10 protein-coding genes, 7 tRNA genes and 6 pseudogenes are annotated in these 17,157 nt (G+C 37.3%); 5 read left to right on the top strand and 18 right to left on the bottom strand.

Annotated elements, in window-relative coordinates; translation table 11 throughout:
- Nucleotides 1-137 precede the first annotated feature (137 nt).
- The 5 genes and pseudogenes from WA325_RS17835 to WA325_RS17855 form a co-directional block, all read right to left on the bottom strand.
- Nucleotides 138-284, bottom strand: a pseudogene (locus WA325_RS17835) (lipoprotein); the annotation flags it as partial.
- A gap of 49 nt (nucleotides 285-333) precedes the next feature.
- Nucleotides 334-748, bottom strand: a pseudogene (locus WA325_RS17840) (lysozyme family protein); the annotation flags it as partial.
- A pseudogene (locus WA325_RS17845) lies at nucleotides 745-1,080 on the bottom strand (hypothetical protein); the annotation flags it as partial. The pseudogenes WA325_RS17840 and WA325_RS17845, both read right to left, overlap by 4 nt.
- Before the next feature lie 488 nt (nucleotides 1,081-1,568).
- Entirely contained in the window at nucleotides 1,569-2,141 is a 573-nt protein-coding gene (locus WA325_RS17850; RefSeq protein WP_024572641.1) for a class D sortase, read from the bottom strand.
- 6 nt (nucleotides 2,142-2,147) lie between these two features.
- Nucleotides 2,148-6,914 carry an isopeptide-forming domain-containing fimbrial protein gene (locus WA325_RS17855; protein ID WP_336184031.1) on the bottom strand — a complete coding sequence of 1,589 codons (4,767 nt, stop codon included), beginning with the start codon at nucleotides 6,912-6,914 and terminating at the stop codon, nucleotides 2,148-2,150.
- A 731-nt stretch (nucleotides 6,915-7,645) separates the two neighbouring features.
- Here WA325_RS17855 and WA325_RS17860 point away from each other — a divergent pair.
- Nucleotides 7,646-8,656, top strand: a complete 1,011-nt coding sequence (locus WA325_RS17860; protein WP_336184032.1) for a ketoacyl-ACP synthase III — start codon at nucleotides 7,646-7,648, stop codon at nucleotides 8,654-8,656.
- A 317-nt stretch (nucleotides 8,657-8,973) separates the two neighbouring features.
- Nucleotides 8,974-9,348, top strand: a pseudogene (locus WA325_RS17865) (tyrosine-type recombinase/integrase); the annotation flags it as partial.
- Nucleotides 9,349-9,855: 507 nt separating this feature from the next.
- Here the strand turns inward: WA325_RS17865 and WA325_RS17870 are convergent.
- Complete coding sequence (locus WA325_RS17870) at nucleotides 9,856-10,227, bottom strand: DUF1304 domain-containing protein (protein WP_336184033.1); 372 nt, start codon at nucleotides 10,225-10,227, stop codon at nucleotides 9,856-9,858.
- A 666-nt stretch (nucleotides 10,228-10,893) separates the two neighbouring features.
- Between WA325_RS17870 and WA325_RS17875 the strand changes: the two genes are divergently transcribed.
- Nucleotides 10,894-11,208 (top strand): YfzA family protein, encoded by a 315-nt coding sequence (locus WA325_RS17875; RefSeq protein ID WP_336184034.1) that lies wholly within the window; start codon nucleotides 10,894-10,896, stop codon nucleotides 11,206-11,208.
- Nucleotides 11,209-11,439: 231 nt separating this feature from the next.
- Here WA325_RS17875 and phrI read toward each other — a convergent pair whose 3' ends face one another.
- From phrI to lrpA, 5 genes and pseudogenes are all read right to left on the bottom strand, one after another.
- The gene (gene phrI, locus WA325_RS17880; protein ID WP_010886415.1) at nucleotides 11,440-11,559 is read right to left on the bottom strand and encodes a phosphatase RapI inhibitor PhrI; all 120 of its coding nucleotides are present in this window, start codon (nucleotides 11,557-11,559) and stop codon (nucleotides 11,440-11,442) included.
- Nucleotides 11,516-11,653, bottom strand: a pseudogene (locus WA325_RS17885) (tetratricopeptide repeat protein); the annotation flags it as partial. The gene phrI and the pseudogene WA325_RS17885, both read right to left, overlap by 44 nt.
- Before the next feature lie 81 nt (nucleotides 11,654-11,734).
- The gene (locus tag WA325_RS17890; RefSeq protein WP_336184035.1) at nucleotides 11,735-13,045 is read right to left on the bottom strand and encodes an MFS transporter; all 1,311 of its coding nucleotides are present in this window, start codon (nucleotides 13,043-13,045) and stop codon (nucleotides 11,735-11,737) included.
- Nucleotides 13,046-13,246: 201 nt separating this feature from the next.
- A complete protein-coding gene (locus WA325_RS17895) occupies nucleotides 13,247-14,011 on the bottom strand; it encodes an MBL fold metallo-hydrolase (protein WP_336184036.1) in 765 nt (254 codons plus the stop codon).
- 346 nt (nucleotides 14,012-14,357) lie between these two features.
- A complete protein-coding gene (gene lrpA, locus WA325_RS17900; protein WP_041521128.1) occupies nucleotides 14,358-14,768 on the bottom strand; it encodes a transcriptional regulator LrpA in 411 nt (136 codons plus the stop codon).
- Between the two features lie 262 nt (nucleotides 14,769-15,030).
- On the opposite strand from lrpA, the gene WA325_RS17905 reads away from it, so the two are divergent.
- Together WA325_RS17905 and WA325_RS17910 are read left to right on the top strand one after the other, a co-directional pair.
- On the top strand, nucleotides 15,031-16,032 hold the full coding sequence (locus WA325_RS17905) for an LLM class flavin-dependent oxidoreductase (protein WP_336184037.1): 1,002 nt from the start codon (nucleotides 15,031-15,033) through the stop codon (nucleotides 16,030-16,032).
- 135 nt (nucleotides 16,033-16,167) lie between these two features.
- Nucleotides 16,168-16,275: pseudogene (locus WA325_RS17910) on the top strand (hypothetical protein); the annotation flags it as partial.
- A 95-nt stretch (nucleotides 16,276-16,370) separates the two neighbouring features.
- Here the strand turns inward: WA325_RS17910 and WA325_RS17915 are convergent.
- The 7 genes from WA325_RS17915 to WA325_RS17945 form a co-directional block, all read right to left on the bottom strand.
- A tRNA-Leu gene (locus WA325_RS17915) sits at nucleotides 16,371-16,454 on the bottom strand.
- Nucleotides 16,455-16,533: 79 nt separating this feature from the next.
- A tRNA-Leu gene (locus WA325_RS17920) sits at nucleotides 16,534-16,615 on the bottom strand.
- A gap of 11 nt (nucleotides 16,616-16,626) precedes the next feature.
- Nucleotides 16,627-16,702: transfer RNA gene (locus tag WA325_RS17925), tRNA-Lys, on the bottom strand.
- Between the two features lie 27 nt (nucleotides 16,703-16,729).
- A tRNA-Gln gene (locus WA325_RS17930) sits at nucleotides 16,730-16,804 on the bottom strand.
- Nucleotides 16,805-16,816: 12 nt separating this feature from the next.
- A tRNA-Glu gene (locus WA325_RS17935) sits at nucleotides 16,817-16,888 on the bottom strand.
- A gap of 29 nt (nucleotides 16,889-16,917) precedes the next feature.
- Nucleotides 16,918-17,008, bottom strand: a tRNA-Ser gene (locus WA325_RS17940).
- Between the two features lie 5 nt (nucleotides 17,009-17,013).
- A tRNA-Asn gene (locus WA325_RS17945) sits at nucleotides 17,014-17,088 on the bottom strand.
- Between the last annotated feature and the right edge of the window lie 69 nt (nucleotides 17,089-17,157).

Below are 17,157 nucleotides of genomic sequence, written 5' to 3' on the forward strand. Positions count from 1 at the left end.
AAGATTGCCACATACCTATCCAAGCAGGGATAGATATGTGGGAGCCTTTTTCTGTATCTAAAATACAATAAGCATCTAAAGAAACAAAAAAGCTTGTAGAAAAAACATCGTTTTCTCTACAAGCTGAGCAAACTATTTCATATAGTTTGCTTTTCTTTTAACTTTAGTTTCTTTACTGTTTCTTCATAGTCTATTGTTTTCTTTGATAAACCTAGTCTATCATTCTCTCCGTTTCCAGGCATGCTACCCATTTCTTCATATTTATCACCTAGTTTTTCAAAGTAATCACTTTTTGACATAGTCTATAAATCCAGAACCAAAGTTGTATGCCTATAAGGTTAAACGAACATCACCGCCAGCCTGTTTAAAAACCTTCTCAAAATGTTTAATGTCGACTTCAATCGAATATTCTGGGTCAGTTATGGAGTTGGGAGGTAAGCCGATACTTTCGGAACTTTGCATAATATCTAAAGAACGCCCACCACTTTCCTGCATGGTGAGCGCCATCATAATATTCACTTGGTCAAAAACGCCTTCCTGACGGGCGTACTTTTCAAATACAGCCCTAAATCGCTCGACTTCCGGTGCAATGCCAACCGTTTCATATTCGCCATCCCCACCGCCTATAAAATCGTCACCCACTTGATTTTCTCTTGAAATTGTCATAACCACTACGATACATAAAACAAAAAAGAAGATAAAAGGAGCCGGAGAACACCAAAGGAAGAACTACCTTTTTACTTATCATCTTTTTCTTTCATCCCTTCTCAGTCGATCTTCAACTTTTGACGAGGTATGCCTTCCAATATCATTTAAAGACACTTGCTCAAATGTATTAACGTTTTGTTCAGTCCGTTTAATGGTTTGTGATGAAGGCTGTTTTTCTCTTGATACAGCCTTACTTTTTACCAGCAGGAGCAACAGCCTGTTTTTCCTCAACACGAATACCATCTGAATGAACTTTTGCGGGTTCAGATGGTCTGATTTTACGTTCGTATTGGCAATAGGCTGATTCTCTACTTTTGCAGGGTGAGGGCTTTCAAATCCATACTGCGGTTCAGATTGATTTATCATGACTTTTAATAAAAACACAATACATGACAGCGGAAATAGAACTCCTGCAACCCAGTTGTCTCATGTGTTGGCGGAATAGATTAAATTTGAAATGCAGTTAGAACCCAATTAAATTCAAGACTATAACTTACTTTAGGGAAGTGGGCAGTTTGTGGGCAGTAGACAATTTAAAAACAAGCACAAAAAAATACCAAGGGCGTCAAAACCCTTGGTATTATTGGTATGCGGCCGAGAGGACTTGAACCTCCACGGGTTATTCACCCACTAGGCCCTCAACATAGTAAATCCATATCACTGGTTATGAAAGCTTATTTTCATTACACTCCTTATTTTGATTTACCATCATTTCTATACGTTTATATGAATTATGGTTAAAAAATGGTGAGCCAAAACAATGAATGTCCTTGCTTTTTCATTTATATTGATTAAGAATTTTAATCTCTTCCTTATTATAAAAAGGCTGACGAAAATGATCGTCAGCCTAATCTTTGTTCTCATATCCGCTTTCCATAAATGATATATCGCTTTGGAGCATTTCCAATGTATGAAAATGGATAACACGTAGTTAGAATGAGCTCCTCTTCACTATGCTGCAACGTAATAATGGAAGTATCATTTTTATCGACAATTTTCATGTTCTCAATTTTATACTGAAAACTCCCATACGGAAGCAGAATCTTTAGTTGATCACCTTTTTTCAGTTCTCCTGTTCGGCGGAAGACGGTATCCCGATGGCCTGATAGAACAATTTGTCCGTTTTCATCTGGATAATAGCTTCCTTTGTAATGGCCGACTCCTTTTTCCAGATCATCCGCATCGGTTCCCTCTACTATCGGAAGCTCTGCGTTAATTTTAGGAATCTCCAGAATGCCAACTGCCTCTCCGAACTTAGGCTTAAATCCTTCTTTATCTGAGCCTTCATTTTTTCCAGAAGGGCTCTTTAATGCAAGTTTTGCCTCATCTAAAGTTTGTTCTGTCTTATGACTGATGTCCACCACTTCCCAGACTCCGTAACCTACAAAAACGAGTCCGGCAATAATGATGAATATAGGAAGATATTTCTTCATGCAACATCAGGCATTTCTTTTTCTTCTAAAGTACCAAAGTGCAGTTCCTGCTACTAACAATACCAAACCAACAAGGATCAGATTATACGTATTTGTTGCTGTATTTGGAAGTTCATTTCCTGCATTTGTCTTTTCACTTGTTTTTTCTGGTGTTGTTTTGCTTGGCTCTGGCGTTGTTTTGCTTGGCTTAGCAGGTTCATTTGGTTTCTCGGAACCTTTCGATACCACATTCATCTCTGCTTTCGGTTTATCAGGCTTATCAATACTGCTGCCATTTACAGTTGCCACGTTTGTAATGGTTTTGCCTTCATATCCAGACTCAATTTTCGCTTGGAATGTCACAGTATGCCATTCCGTGTCTGTAACATCACCAAAGTTTGCTGTGATTTTGCCATCCTTGATTGTTGCTTCTCCACCATTGCTCGCTTTCAAGCTGCCTTCGACATACTTCAATCCGGCTGGAAGATCATCTGAAATCACCAGATTTTCTACTTTACCGTCGGATACTGTATTTCGGGTTTTAATGGTGTAGACTACGGTATCCCCTGCTTCATACTTTTCCTTATCTGAATCCAAGTTCTTCACTGTCTTTTCAGATTCTAAAACAGGATTTCGCGGATATACCTTCACTTCATGGCTCGGTTGATCAGGGGTCTTGATATTGTCACTGCTGATGTTTGCAGTGTTGACGATATCTTTACCTGCTTGACCAGACTTCACTTTTGCTTCAAATGTCACAGAGTGCCATTTCGTATCGGTCACATTGCCAAACTCTCCTGACGTCTTACCGTCGGCATAATATCCATGATCATCGTCTTGATCATCACTTACTGCTGTACCATCCACTTTCAATGTTCCTGCAACATATTCTAATCCTTCCGGAAGAGAATCCGAGATGACAAGATCTTTGACAAGGCTGTCATCAACCGTGTTCCGGGTTTGGATTGTGTAAAGAAGCGTGTCGCCAGATTCCGGATGGTCCTCATCTTTATTTCGATCAGCTTTTTCCTTAATGGAGGCTGTTTTCTTTGATTCTAGTTTTGGTTCCTTAGGATCAACTTTCATGTCTGTTCCCGGTGTATCTGGTGTGTCGATATTGCCGCCGTCAACGGTTGCCACGTTTTTAATCGTTTTTTCCGCATATCCGGACTCAATTTTCGCTTGGAATGTCACACTACGCCACTCGGTATCAGTCACGTCACCAAAGTTAGCTGTGATTTTGCCGTCCTTGATGGTTGCTTCTCCACCGTTGCTCGCTTTCAAGCTGCCTTCGACATACTTCAATCCGGCTGGAAGTTTATCTGAGATGACAAGATCAGTTACTTTACTATCAGCTACTGTATTTCTTGTTTTAATCGTGTAAACAACTGTATCTCCTGCTTCATATTTCTCTTTATCTGAATCGAGATTTTTTACTGACTTTTCCGACTTCAGAGCTGGATCTTTCGGAGAAATCTTGACCTCTTGGCTTGGTGTATCCGGTTTATCAGTATTGTCACCGCTAATGCTAGCCGTATTGACAATATTTTTTCCTGCTTGACCAGCTTTTACTTTTGCTTCAAATGTAACAGTATGCCATTCCTTATCAGTCACATCACCAAACTTGCCTGATACTTTGCCTTCTGTCACATCTCCTTTATCATCATCTCGGGCATCACTCACTTCTTTATTGTCTACTTTGAGTGTGCCAGGAACATATTCTAAGCCTGCCGGCAGTTTATCTGAGATGACAAGATCAGTTACTTTACTGTCCTCAACTGTGTTTCTTGTTTTGATCGTGTAAACAACCGTATCTCCTGCTTCATACTTCTCTTTATCGGAATCCAGATTCTTTGCTGTCTTTTCTGACTCTAAGATTGGATTTCTTGGAGAAACCTTGACTTCATGGCTTGGTGTATCTGTTTTATCAACATTGTCACCTGTGACGCTGGCAGTATTCTCAATTTTCTGATCTCTTTGTCCAGCTTTCACTTTCGCTTCAAAGGTAACAGTATGCCATTCCGTATCAGTCACATCACCAATTTGACCTGACACTTTGCCGTCTGTCATATCGCCTTTATCATCATCTTGGTCATCACTAACTGCTTTATTGTCTACTTTTAGTGTCCCTGAAACGTATTCAAGTCCTTCTGGAAGTTCATCTGAGATGACAAGATTTTTCACCAGACTATCCTCAATTGTGTTTCTTGTCTGGATCGTATAAAGAAGGGTATCTCCCACTTGTGTCTGATTCTCTTCTTTATTGCCCTCTGCTTTTGCTTGAATACTTGCAGTTTTCTTTGACTCTAAGGCAGGATTCCTCGGATAAACTTCAACTTCATTTTTTGGCGTATCCGGGGTGTCGATGTTGCTGCCAGTAACGCTAGCCGTATTTTGAATCGTTTCACCAGCTTGGCCAGCTTTCACTTTCGCTTCAAAGGTAACAGTATGCCATTCTGTGTCAGTCACATCACCAATTTGACCTGACACTTTGCCATCTGTCACATCACCTTTATCGTCGTCTTTGGCGTCACTGACTCCTTTATTGTCTACTTTGAGTGAGCCCGAAACGTATTCTAATCCGTCCGGAAGTTCATCTGAAATGACGAGATCTTTCAGCAGACTGTCTTCAATTGTGTTTCTCGTTTCGATTGTATAAAGAAGTGTATCTCCTACTTCTGGATGTTTCTCATCTTTATTGCCCTCTGCTTTTTCCTGAAGGCTTGCAGTTTTCTTCGATTCTACATTCGGTTTTCTTGGATAAATCTCGGTATCATTGCTCGGCTTACCTGGTGTGTCGACGTTGCTGCCAGTAACGCTAGCCGTATTTTGAATTGTTTCACCAGCTTGTCCGGCCTTTACTTTCGCTTCAAAGGTCACATTATGCCATTCCATGTCAGTCACATCACCAATTTGGCCTGACACTTTACCGTCTGTCACATCACCTTTGTCATCGTCTTTGGCGTCGCTGACTGATGTACCGTCTACTTTCAGAGTGCCTGGAATATATTCAAGACCATCTGGTAGTGTATCCGAGATTGTAAGGTTTTTCGCCTCACTGTCTTCTTCAGTATTTCGTGTTTGGATTGTGTAAAGAAGCGTGTCTCCTACTTCTGGGTGATCCGGATATTTGTTTCCTTCGACTTTTTCCTTAATTGTCGAGGTTTTCTTTGACTCTAAGGAAGGATTCCTCGGATAAACTTTGACTTCATTACTCGGTGTATCCGGAGTTTCAATATTATCTCCTGAAATGCTTGCCTTATTGATAATATCCTTTCCTGCTTGACCGGACTTCACTTTCGCTTCAAAAGTCACATTATGCCATTCGGTATCGCTTATATTACCAATCTGTCCCGATACTTTCCCATCAGCATACTGTCCCTTATCATCATCCTGAGCATCACTGACTGATGTGCCGTCTACTTGTAAAGTGCCCGGAACATATTCTAAGCCTTCTGGCACCGCATCTGAAATGAAAACGTTTTTCACCTGACTGTCTTCAATAGTATTTCGGGTTTGAATCGTGTAAGAAAGCGTATCTCCAACTTCTGGGTGATCGGCGTCTTGGTTTCCATCCGCTTTTGCCTTAATAGCAGACGTTTTCTTTGATTCAAGTACAGGATCTTTAAAAACAACCGGAGTTGTTACTTCGTTGGATTCAGTTTTTTTACTTGTATTCGTTAATAAACTGTCATAATTTATTTGCGCTTTGTTAGAAATTTCTTTGCCGACATAACCTGTCTTAGCTTTCACTTTAAACTGTACAGTCATCCCATTAGGCAAGTTGTTCGTGTTAGGTAGATCTCCTAATGCAATATTTACTTTATTGCCATCAAAATTGCCTTCATCATCATCGGATGCATCAGTTAAATTCTTTGTTGTCGAACCGTTAATTAATTTTAATGATCCAGGAACATATTCAGTTCCCTCTGGAATTGCATCGGAAAAGCTTGCATTAGAAGCAACGTCTCCGCCTTGGTTTTTGACTTGGACTGCATATGTTAATTCATCTCCAGGATGTACCTCGCCTTGTGGAGAGACTGACTTATTTGCCGTCACACATGGTTCTGTTCCAAGGAATATATCATCCAATAAATTTCCAGCCATTACACTACCACTCGAAGCTGTAACTGCCTCAAAACCAAACCTTGTTTTAGTTTGTCCTGCAGGCACCGTGTAAGTTCCCGTATAATAGTACCATTTATCATATGTACTACTCATTTTTTGAATAACCGGAAGTGTATCAACTGGAGTATTCACTGACCCTATTCGAATCTGCATAGTATCATAGCTAAGTTCCCCGCGATGAGCCAGTCGCCAATAGATGGTTTGTCCTGGAGTTGTATTTACATCTTGGTATAACATCGCTGCTTCATTGGCGTTTAATTCTGCGTATTGTGTCCCTTCTGCAGCAACAACAGACATTCTGCCAGTTTGAGGCCCCACCTTAAATTCGTTAGAATTTTGCATAATTTGTATCCGGTTGTCGGATGCATCTGTTTCCCAACCTGGAACTTCATTTTCGAAAAAGTACATCCAGTATGGGTCAGTTCCCGTGGAACCTTTATCCCCAACATTTCTTGCTTTAGGTTGTTCAAAGCCCCCATTGATCAATGCAACTGGGGCTGGGCAAGTATTTTCTGCAGCTTGAGTTACCTCTGTATTATCTTCAGCATGAATATGATTCGGCAAAACTGTCAACACATTGCCAGCAATCAATAACAAGACTGCAAAAATCATTAGGGTTTTCCTAAGATTCAGTATGTAAGCTTTAGGCACAAAGCCCTTTCTCATAGACTCCCACTCCCATTATTTAATTGTTTTATGAACCTACATCCCGATAAATTCACACGAATCGGAATATTCGTTCTTTATTTGACCTCCTCTCGAATTAAATATATATAACAAATGAATCTTTTACAATGTGACAAAATATTCATATATTTGTCATAAAATAAGGTTGGATTTCAAAAAACATCAAGTATTTGTCGTAATTTGTAAAGAGTAATTTGTCCTTTTTTGTGTGAAATCTGTTTAATTTTCTAGATATAAGCGATTTGTGTATATGACTCTCATATAAGTAAAAAGCAGGGGAAGAACAAGCTACTGATTCAACATTATCAATATAGAAAGATTTGATTACTCTGATGTAAAAACAAAAGAAGATACCATAGTTTGGTATCTTCTTTGTTAGTTCGAGCCCCTCAATCTAGTAAAAACATATCACCATTTACAAAAGCGTTTATTTAAAGCATCTGTTTATTTTATTTACACTGATTTGGATCAATTATTTTGAAGTAAATCCTTCAAACAATAAACCTTATAGCCTGAGCAAGCGTTCAAGTTATGGCTTTATATTATGAGATGTTTAACAAACAATTAGGATTTTCAAAAGTTGGAGATTCATCTCTAAAATACAAGTATTTAGTCAAAATTTTCACAAAGTTTATTTACTTTCTCGAGAAGCATACATTATAATACTTTAAATAGTTAGACAAATCACATAACTAAGGAGATTATTCTAAATGACCGTTCAAAGTGTAGTCATCAAAGAATTAGCAATGTACCATCCCAAAAGAAAAGTAACCAATAAAGAAACGCTAAAGCATTTTACATCTATTGGGCAAGATGAACAAGAAGTAGAAAACTTCTTAAAAAAAATTGGCAAAAGAGATCGATATATCACTGAGGATGGAGAGACTACATTATCTATGGCCATAGAAGCCTCAAAAGCAGCTTTGGCAAAGGCAAACTTATCTGGAGAAGATATTGATCTTCTTGTATTTTCCTCCGGAACTCCTGAATATTTATTTCCACCTAATTCACTCATTGTTCATAATGAGATCCATGGTAAACGAGAAGCAGTGGTTTATGATGCAAACTCAGCTTGTGTAGGGATGGTTGTATCATTAGATCAAGTATCTAAAGCCTTGCTTGGCAATCCAGATTCAAAATATGCCTTAATTGTTGGGTCAGAGAGAATGTTCCACTATGCTGAAAAACACGACCCATTTTCTTATGGCAATTTTGGAGATGCTTCTTGTGCGATCATTCTTGAAAAAGTAAATGCAGAAGGGCTGGGCGTTTTGGACTCCTCTTATAATACAGATTCGCATTACTATAAAGAATTGGTCTTCCCTGCATGTGGTATGTCAAACATTTTAAACGAAGATATCCCTAAAGAGGAAAAGCTGTTTGTATGGGCAAGCAATTTAAGCTGTGGAAGAGTATTTGATTACGGAACGACTCAAATTAAAAGTTTGCTGGACAAACATGGTTTAACTACTAAAGATATAAAACAATATTTCTGCACTCAAGTTTCTTTTGATGCTGTCAATAATATGTTGCAGCCAATAGAAGAAGATCCTGATAAGTTGTTTGTGATTGGTGATGAATACGGATACACTGGAACCAGCAGCCCTTTTATCGCTTTACAAAAAGCAGTAGAAACCGGAAAAGTTCAACGAGGAGATTATATTATATTTTGGTCGATTGGTGCTGGGTATACTGCTTGTGCTATATTGATGAAATATTAATTCAACGCATACATTGATTAAGAAATATAATTGCATCTTTTAAAAAGTGATAACTTGTTTCTTTATGATACTTTTCGAATTTTTCTATGTTAGTTTTTTTCATGAATCTATGCATTCTCTAATAGTGAGTATTTCATTTCGCTTCCCTTCTTTTCGTATCGTTTTTTTATCAAAAAGCTTAATCCCAAAAAAGATTAAGCTTTTGATTTTTTATTTGTCTATGCCCCCACTCTATCCGCAGCTATTTTAATTTCATCATTACCATTCTGACCACTTTGTATTTAAGCCGTCGTTACCACTACCTAATATCACTTAATAGACGAATCAGTATTAATATAAAATTATTTGAAATGTTACTGGAGTGGAAAGAAAAACAAAAAGACATATTAGAAAAACTTCAAGTATCATTATCAGACAACACTTTTATTTTTCAGTACAAAGAGAGCCCAGCCAATAAAGACATTTTTAGCCGAAAAATCAAAACAATTTGTGCGCGAGAAGAGGTAGAACCGATCCGCCTTCATGATCTGAGACATTCACATGTCGCATTGTTAATTCATCAAAGGGAAGATTACATCACAATAAAAGAACGACTAGGACATGCTTCAATCAAAACAACAATCGATGTTTATGGTCATCTCTTTCCTAATAAACAAAAAGAAACTGCTGATAAGCTGGATGAATTATTCTAACAAGTGGAGTAAAAAGGAGTAAACCTTAAAAATAAAAGAGAGCATAAAAAAATACCAGGGGTCTACAACCCTTGGTATCATTGATACAGCCGAGAGGACTTGAACCTCCACGGGTTATTCACCCACTAGGCCCTCAACATAGTAAATCCATATCATTGGTTATGAAAGCTTGTTTTCATTACACTCTTTATATTCACTTGCTATCATTTCTATACGTTTATATCAATTATGGTTAAAAAATGGTGAGCGAAAACAATAAACGTCCGTCCTAACTTTTTCATATTATTGATAAGAATTTAATCTCTTCCTTGTAAAATAAAGCAGTGCTTTTCATTGCCAGACAGTTAATGCCCTGTCATTGGTATCATGTCTGTTAAAATAACCAACACATACTAATTTGATTTCAATAAAAAAAGTTGCCAATTAAGGAATATCTCAATTGACAACTCAATGCTAACGCCATCTGCATTTTCCCAAAAATAGGTTGTTGTTATTTAAGCTTGGGATCTATATCACAGATAAAAGGGCAACCAATGCTAAAATAGCTGGAAGTCCTTGTTTCACAATAATTGATTTATTGGATGTGAAACCTCCGAAAATGGCTGCTACTACCACACAAATCACGAAAAATAATTGAACCATATAGCCAATTGGGTTGAGCCCAAGTATAAGTCCCCAAATGAGACCAGCGGCTAGAAATCCATTATATAAACCTTGGTTTGCAAACATAACTGCTACGTTTCGATCTCCTTCTAAATGCTTCGGTAATTTGAACGCACGTTTTGCCACCTTTGAATCAATAAAAAACATTTCAAGGATCATAATGAATAAATGTTCTAATGCTACGATCCCCACTAAAATAGTTGCGATTATTTCCACATCACTTGCCCCTCTCTACTCCCTAAAATCAGTTTTATATTTTTTCATTATACATTTTTTAATAGGGAGAGTATAAAGCATATCCTTTACCGATAGATAGAAGCATAACTGTACATAGCGCTCTTTTTCTTTTGATAAAGCCATAACAAATAGCTAAATCATATTTCCTAATATAATCATTGTTCCATTCCTGATAAGATTACTGACATGTGCTTGGTGCCAAGCCATGAACTCCTAAAGGAGATTTAATACAACTCCAAAACAAAAAGGATACCAATATGTTTTGGTATCTTCATCTAAGTCCTAGTAAAAACATATCATTGGTTGCTTTTATTCAAAGCATCTGTTTATTTTATTTACACCCTATTTTCATCATTTTTCATGAATTATGGGCACAGATTGGCACCTATTAGAGACCAACGGAACTCTACATTTCATCAAGTGATATGCCCTGTCGTAATAAAATAATTCTAAATCTCTTTGATATTGCTTCCATTCTTGCTGTGTATACAGGTATCACTCCGCATCAACTTCCTTCAATATCTGAACAATTATCTAGCCTTGGTTTCAAGTGTTAGAATCCATTCAACATTAGATTTTGAAACTTATTCTTTAATTTTCCGTATATCAATATAAAATGGTATCGAATGCAGGGAGGGATATTAGTTGGCTGAAAAGCAAAAAAGTGTTCCATTTTTGAAAAAATATTGGGTTTCTCAAATTGGTGTATTTTTATTGTCACAGATAATTTTTATTACATTTGAAACAACAGGATGGATACCTAATTATAGAGAGATTGATGGAACACTATTTGGGAGAATTACGGAATCGTCAATTTTTAAAAATTGGTTTACTTTTTATGAAACACCACAATTAAATTTACTAACTGTCTTTTTTGGCGTCTTCTTTCTTGTGCCTGGAATAATAAGTGCATTAAAAAACGTATTTTCGCCTAGACACTATAGTAATAGCTCTAAATAACCGTGATAAAAAATAAATATGGTTTATTAAAATGAATAAGGTTTGAGAAGAGTTTTACTTAGAGTATTGGGTGCGATACTTCAATAAAGGGGTATCGAAAGGGACAAGTTAGTGAAAAGGGATTACAAATCTGGTGACGAATTTAATGCTAATACACACTAAACTTTAACGAAACCTTTTTAAAAAAAGCTTAATCAAAAGGATTAAGCTTTTTCTAATTATTTTAGTAACCTATGCCCCTACCCTATCTGCAGCTACTTTGATCTCAGTATTATGATCACTTTGCAGATAAGTTATTGAAAATACACTACTTAAAATCACTGCTGCCAATAGAATCCGGCTGATTTTCATTAATAATCTCCCCTTTTTTAATTTTTCGTCTTGCTTCAATACTCATACGATAATATTCATTAGAGAGCATTAAATTTCCTTGTTCATGAAAATAAAGAATCAATCAGGTTTCCTGCTACAATAAATTGACAAGTGTCTACTTAGGTTCTTTAAATGTATAGCAAGTTATATAAGCTTATGCTTTTTCCTGATTCCCTTTAAAATACCAAATAACTACTGGAATAAGTAACAATGATAAAACGGCTCCAGAAATTGAGAGTATTGTATAACTAGAATGTGCAACAACCATTCCTGACAAGGCTCCACCCGCTGCTCCTGATAGTGCTACTAAGACATCGAATGTTCCTTGTGTTTTTGCACGTAGAGATGGATGCGTTGAATCTATAATGAGGGCAGTTCCCGTTAGTAAACCAAAATTCCAACCTACCCCTAGTAATACTAGTGCTAGGTTTAGCAATGATAATGAGTCTGCCGGTGCAATAGCTGCCACCAATCCAGCGGCAAGAAGTGTAGCACCTGAAGCAATAGCCATAGTAGTCCGACCAAACTTATCTACTAATAAACCAGTCAATGGTGAAGGAAGATACATCGCTGCAATATGGAGCCCTATAACTAACCCCACTTCGCTCAAACCATGACCGTGATGTCCCATGTGAACTGGTGTCATTGTCATAATAGCTGTCATGATTAGTTGAGCTAAAATCATAATTACAGCTCCTACCATTATTCCTTTTTTGTTTATAGCAGGATTTTTCAGACTTCCTCCTATCTGTACTTTATCGTCTTTTTTCTCAGCATTCGCAATAGCTGTTGATACAAACAGCGGATCTGGACGAAGAAAAATGAAGAGAATAAATCCAGCAATTATAAAAGCTGCTCCTGACATGATAAACGGACCAGCTAAATTGGGAACACCAATTGAATCTGCAAATTCCCCCATTGTATTAACTAAGTTAGGACCTACTACAGCTCCTAAAGTAGTAGAAACTAACGCCATACTTGCAGCAGTTGCCCGTTGTTTCTCATTTGCAAGGTCTGTCCCAGCATACCGAACTTGAAGATTAGAAGCCATCCCTGCTCCATAAATAAGAAGGGAAACAAATAATAGGGCAACGCTGTTGATTAAAGCCGCAATTATCACACCTATAGCACCTAATCCACCTATAAGGAAACCACCTGCAAGTCCGGCTCTTCGGCCAAAACGCTGTGAGGATGCTCCTATAAGTAAGGCAGCTACGGCAGATCCAAAAGTAAAGAGGGCAGTTGGAATTCCTGCTACATTTTCCGATCCTATCATATCTTGTGCAAGAAGCGCCCCAACTGTTATCCCAGCACCAAGTCCTGCTCCCCCAAAGATTTGTGAAAAAATCAAGATTTTTAAAGTTTTTTTATAAAGTTGGTTTTGTTTTTCTGGTGAATCAATATAACTTTGTAACCAAACAGGCTGCTGTGTTGATATATTTGTATCTTTTTTTGTCATTATCATGATAAATACCTCCTCACGACATATCTCTGTTGCTGCTCAAGTTTTTTTGTCATCATTGGAAATTCCATTTTTATCCCAAAACGGAATTTTCGATATATTTAAAATTTATTTATATTCGTCAATAGAAGAATCTCATGATGAGATTCTTCTATTTCTTATTTTTAAATATGAACAAGACCATATTGTTTGTCGGTGTTCATATTAAAATGTGTAAGACTCGCCATCTTCTGGCACTAAAATATTACTTGAGAATCCTTTTTCTTTACTAAAGTTTTTTAATTCTTCTCTAGATAGTGTCCAATGGTTAACAGCTTCCATATGAACAGATATAATCTTAGCATGAGGAGCAGCCTTGTGAACTTCATAGATGTCTTCTTTTCCCATGATGAGTGAACCTAATTCTAATCTTTGATTGTCTCCACCATTAACCACAATGATTTCTGGTTGATGTGTATGAATCTCGTCTTCGATAGCATCATACCAAACTGTATCCCCAGCTACATATAAAACTTTTTCACTTGGGTGCTTGAATACTAATCCACAAACATCACCCATTAAGTTTAATAACTCTTCTCCTCTACCATGTTCACCATTTGTTTTTACTAATTGGATCCCTTCAAAAACAGTGTCTTGACGTAGCACTTCTACATTTTTGAAACCACTTGATTTTACTTCTTTTGCATCTGCTTCATTTTGAACAAACATTTTGATGTTTTTTGGCAATACATTTTTTGCCACATCATCAAAGTGATCTAGGTGTAGATGAGTAACAATGACTGCATCTACACCATCCAGAATGTTATCAATTGATGTTGGCAAACTCACCAAAGGATTATATAGATCTTGTCTGATCGTTTCAGGGAAAGTAGCGTACGTACCTTTCTCTGCTAACATAGGATCTATTAAAAATTTTTTATTTGCGTAATTTACAACAATTGTTGCATTTCGAATTTGTGTAATATTCATATTTACAACTCACTTTCTTTTTTATTTGTCTTACTTCGACAGAGTTAAGTGTATAATATCAGCAGTGTTCAAATACATAGATAAAAAAAAGTGTTTTAACTCTTTGACTTTATTTTCGAAAGGAATTAACGTTCAAATACAGATAAAAAATGATAGAGAAAGTATGTCATAATAGCCAAATTACAATGAAGATCTGGGAGAGAGTACATTTAACATAGCCAGCAGCTGCAGTTCCATATGTATAAAAAAAGCCCTAGCTTGGTAAATTTCATATCCAAACTAGGGCTTTTTTAGAGCAGATATATATCGTGTTATATGACCACACATCTCCGTTTTATAAAGTTAACTATTTACCAATAACAATCGACACTTTATAGTTTGCATGTTTGTTTAAGTCATTTAAAAATTGATCTAATACCTCGTTTGAGGGAAATTTACATTCAAGCAAATAGCAACCGTCTCCACTAACTTTATAATTGTTTATGACATAGTTACCTTGTGTTTCTATAAAAGCTAAATAAGGTTGATGATGGATTTTTTCGATATAAATATTAAGAAAAGCATGTATAGAGAAGCCTAATTTCACTTGATTCACTTCAATACTGCATCCTTTTATTATGCCATTGTCTAATAACTTTACTACTCTTGATGCGGTTGCTGGTGCAGTGAGATGTACTTTTTCCCCTAATTTTTTCATTGTAAGGCGACTATTTTTAGACAGCTCATCGAGTATTTTTTTATCTGTTTCATCAATCATTTTCTTGTATCCTTTCTGAAAAAATAAGATGTATTTTACATAGTTTGTTCGCTGTACAATTTTTTTATGTTTGCTTAAAACTTTAAAAATAAAGTGAAATGGTGAAATCACTTTACTTTCCCTATGTATTGATCGATTGAGAAAGTATATATTTATTTGCATACAAATCAAAAGAGGAATGTACACCATTTAATATGAGACATTTATTTAAAATGTTTTTCCATTGATTTTGTATAAGTTCATTATTTTTAGAGGTGAAATTATGAAAAAATTTGATATATCTGTTTTATCAGTTGCTCCATTAAGACAAGGAGAAACCATGAAACAAGGGATTGATTCTGCAGTGTCATTAGCTAAAGCTGTAGATCATATGGGCTATAAACGGATTTGGTTTGCAGAGCATCATAATCACGACGCTTATGCAAGTGCAGCAACCGGATCAATTGTACAACATATATTAGCAAATACAAAGGACATTCGCGTAGGTTCAGGGGGTATTATGTTGCCAAATCATTCCCCATTAGTTGTAGCGGAGCAATTTGGAACACTTGAAACATTATATCCAAATCGTGTAGATTTGGCATTAGGACGCGCACCGGGAACGGATCAAAAAACGGCCGATGTGATTCGTCGTTCCAACCATAATGGTGTGTTTTTCTTTGAAAGAGAAGTAAATGATATTTTGCGTTTTGTTGGGGATAAGAGTGTGCAGGGGGAGGTTCGCGCTTATCCGGGTATTGGAACGCATGTGCCTGTTTTTGTATTAGGATCCTCAACGGATTCAGCGGAAATTGCCGCAAAGCTTGGTTTGCCCTATGCATTTGGCGCTCAATTTTCACCTCATGCGATGGAAGAAGCTCTCGCTATTTATCGAGAAAATTTCCAACCGTCTTCTTATTTACAAGAGCCTTATGTGATCGCTTGTATTAATGTGATTGCAGCAGAATCTATGGAAGAGGCATCTTTTATTTCTGCAAGTCATTTGCAGGTGTATATTGATATTTACACAAATAATTTAAGTAAGCTTATTCCACCCACTGAAAACTTCCTAGAATCGTTATCACAGTTTGAATTAGAAATTCTCCATAGTCGACTGGGGTATACAATCATGGGTGATTCAGAAACAATTCGTCGCGAACTAATTGAATTCCAACAAATGTATCAAGCAGATGAATTAATTGTGTTGTCTAATATTTACGAATTGAGCAAGGAAATTCAGTCTTACGAGATTTTAAAACATGTTGTGGATGAGTTGTTTGAATAAAGAGTGGAGCAACTTTAGAAGTCGAGTCAGTTGTATTAGCTTATGTTCTTCAACAATCGGGTGCGATTGTTGAACAAGAGAGAAATGGGTAATGTATATTAGTCATATATAATATGTGTCACCCTTTATTTTTTTGAACGATTAGGACATATTTCCGTTTCTTTTACAATGAATACTTACGGACATCTTTTTCCTAATAAACAGGAGGAAACTGCCGACCGTTTGGATGATTCCTTTAAGTAACTGGTGAGTTTTGGTGAGCAAGTCTTCTCCCATAGCCGTATTTTCCTCACAAAAAAATAATACCAAAGGTGGTTAAACCCTTGGTATTATTGGGATGCGGCCGAGAGGACTTGAACCTCCACGGGTTATTCACCCACTAGGCCCTCAACCTAGCGCGTCTGCCATTCCGCCACGACCGCGTGATCATTAAATTGTTTGTGCTGGTTTAGTAGGCTCTTAACCTAGTAAAACCAATTCGCGTGCACTTTGTAAATAAAGTGCGGGTGAAGGGACTCGAACCCCCACGTCGTAAGACACTAGATCCTAAGTCTAGCGCGTCTGCCAATTCCGCCACACCCGCAAAAAGACAAATGGTGAGCCATGAAGGACTCGAACCTTCGACCCTCTGATTAAAAGTCAGATGCTCTACCAACTGAGCTAATGGCTCTTACTATTTAATTTCATAAAATAAAAATGGCTGGGCTAGCTGGATTCGAACCAACGCATGACGGAGTCAAAGTCCGTTGCCTTACCGCTTGGCTATAGCCCAACGAAAATGGAATGACCCGTACGGGATTCGAACCCGTGTTACCGCCGTGAAAGGGCGGTGTCTTAACCGCTTGACCAACGGGCCGATGGTTGAGAACTTATATCGTAATCTTATGGCGGAGAAGGAGGGATTTGAACCCTCGCGCCGCTTACGCGACCTACACCCTTAGCAGGGGCGCCTCTTCAGCCACTTGAGTACTTCTCCAAATATGGCTCCACAGGCAGGATTCGAACCTGCGACCGATCGGTTAACAGCCGATAGCTCTACCACTGAGCTACTGTGGAATAATGAGACAAGATTCATTATATCAGGCTTGTCATTAAGAGTCAAGAGGTAAATGTTTTTTATTTATC

This window comes from Bacillus sp. 205(2023), assembly GCF_037027485.1.
Classification (GTDB): Bacteria; Bacillota; Bacilli; order Bacillales; family Bacillaceae; genus Bacillus; species Bacillus halotolerans.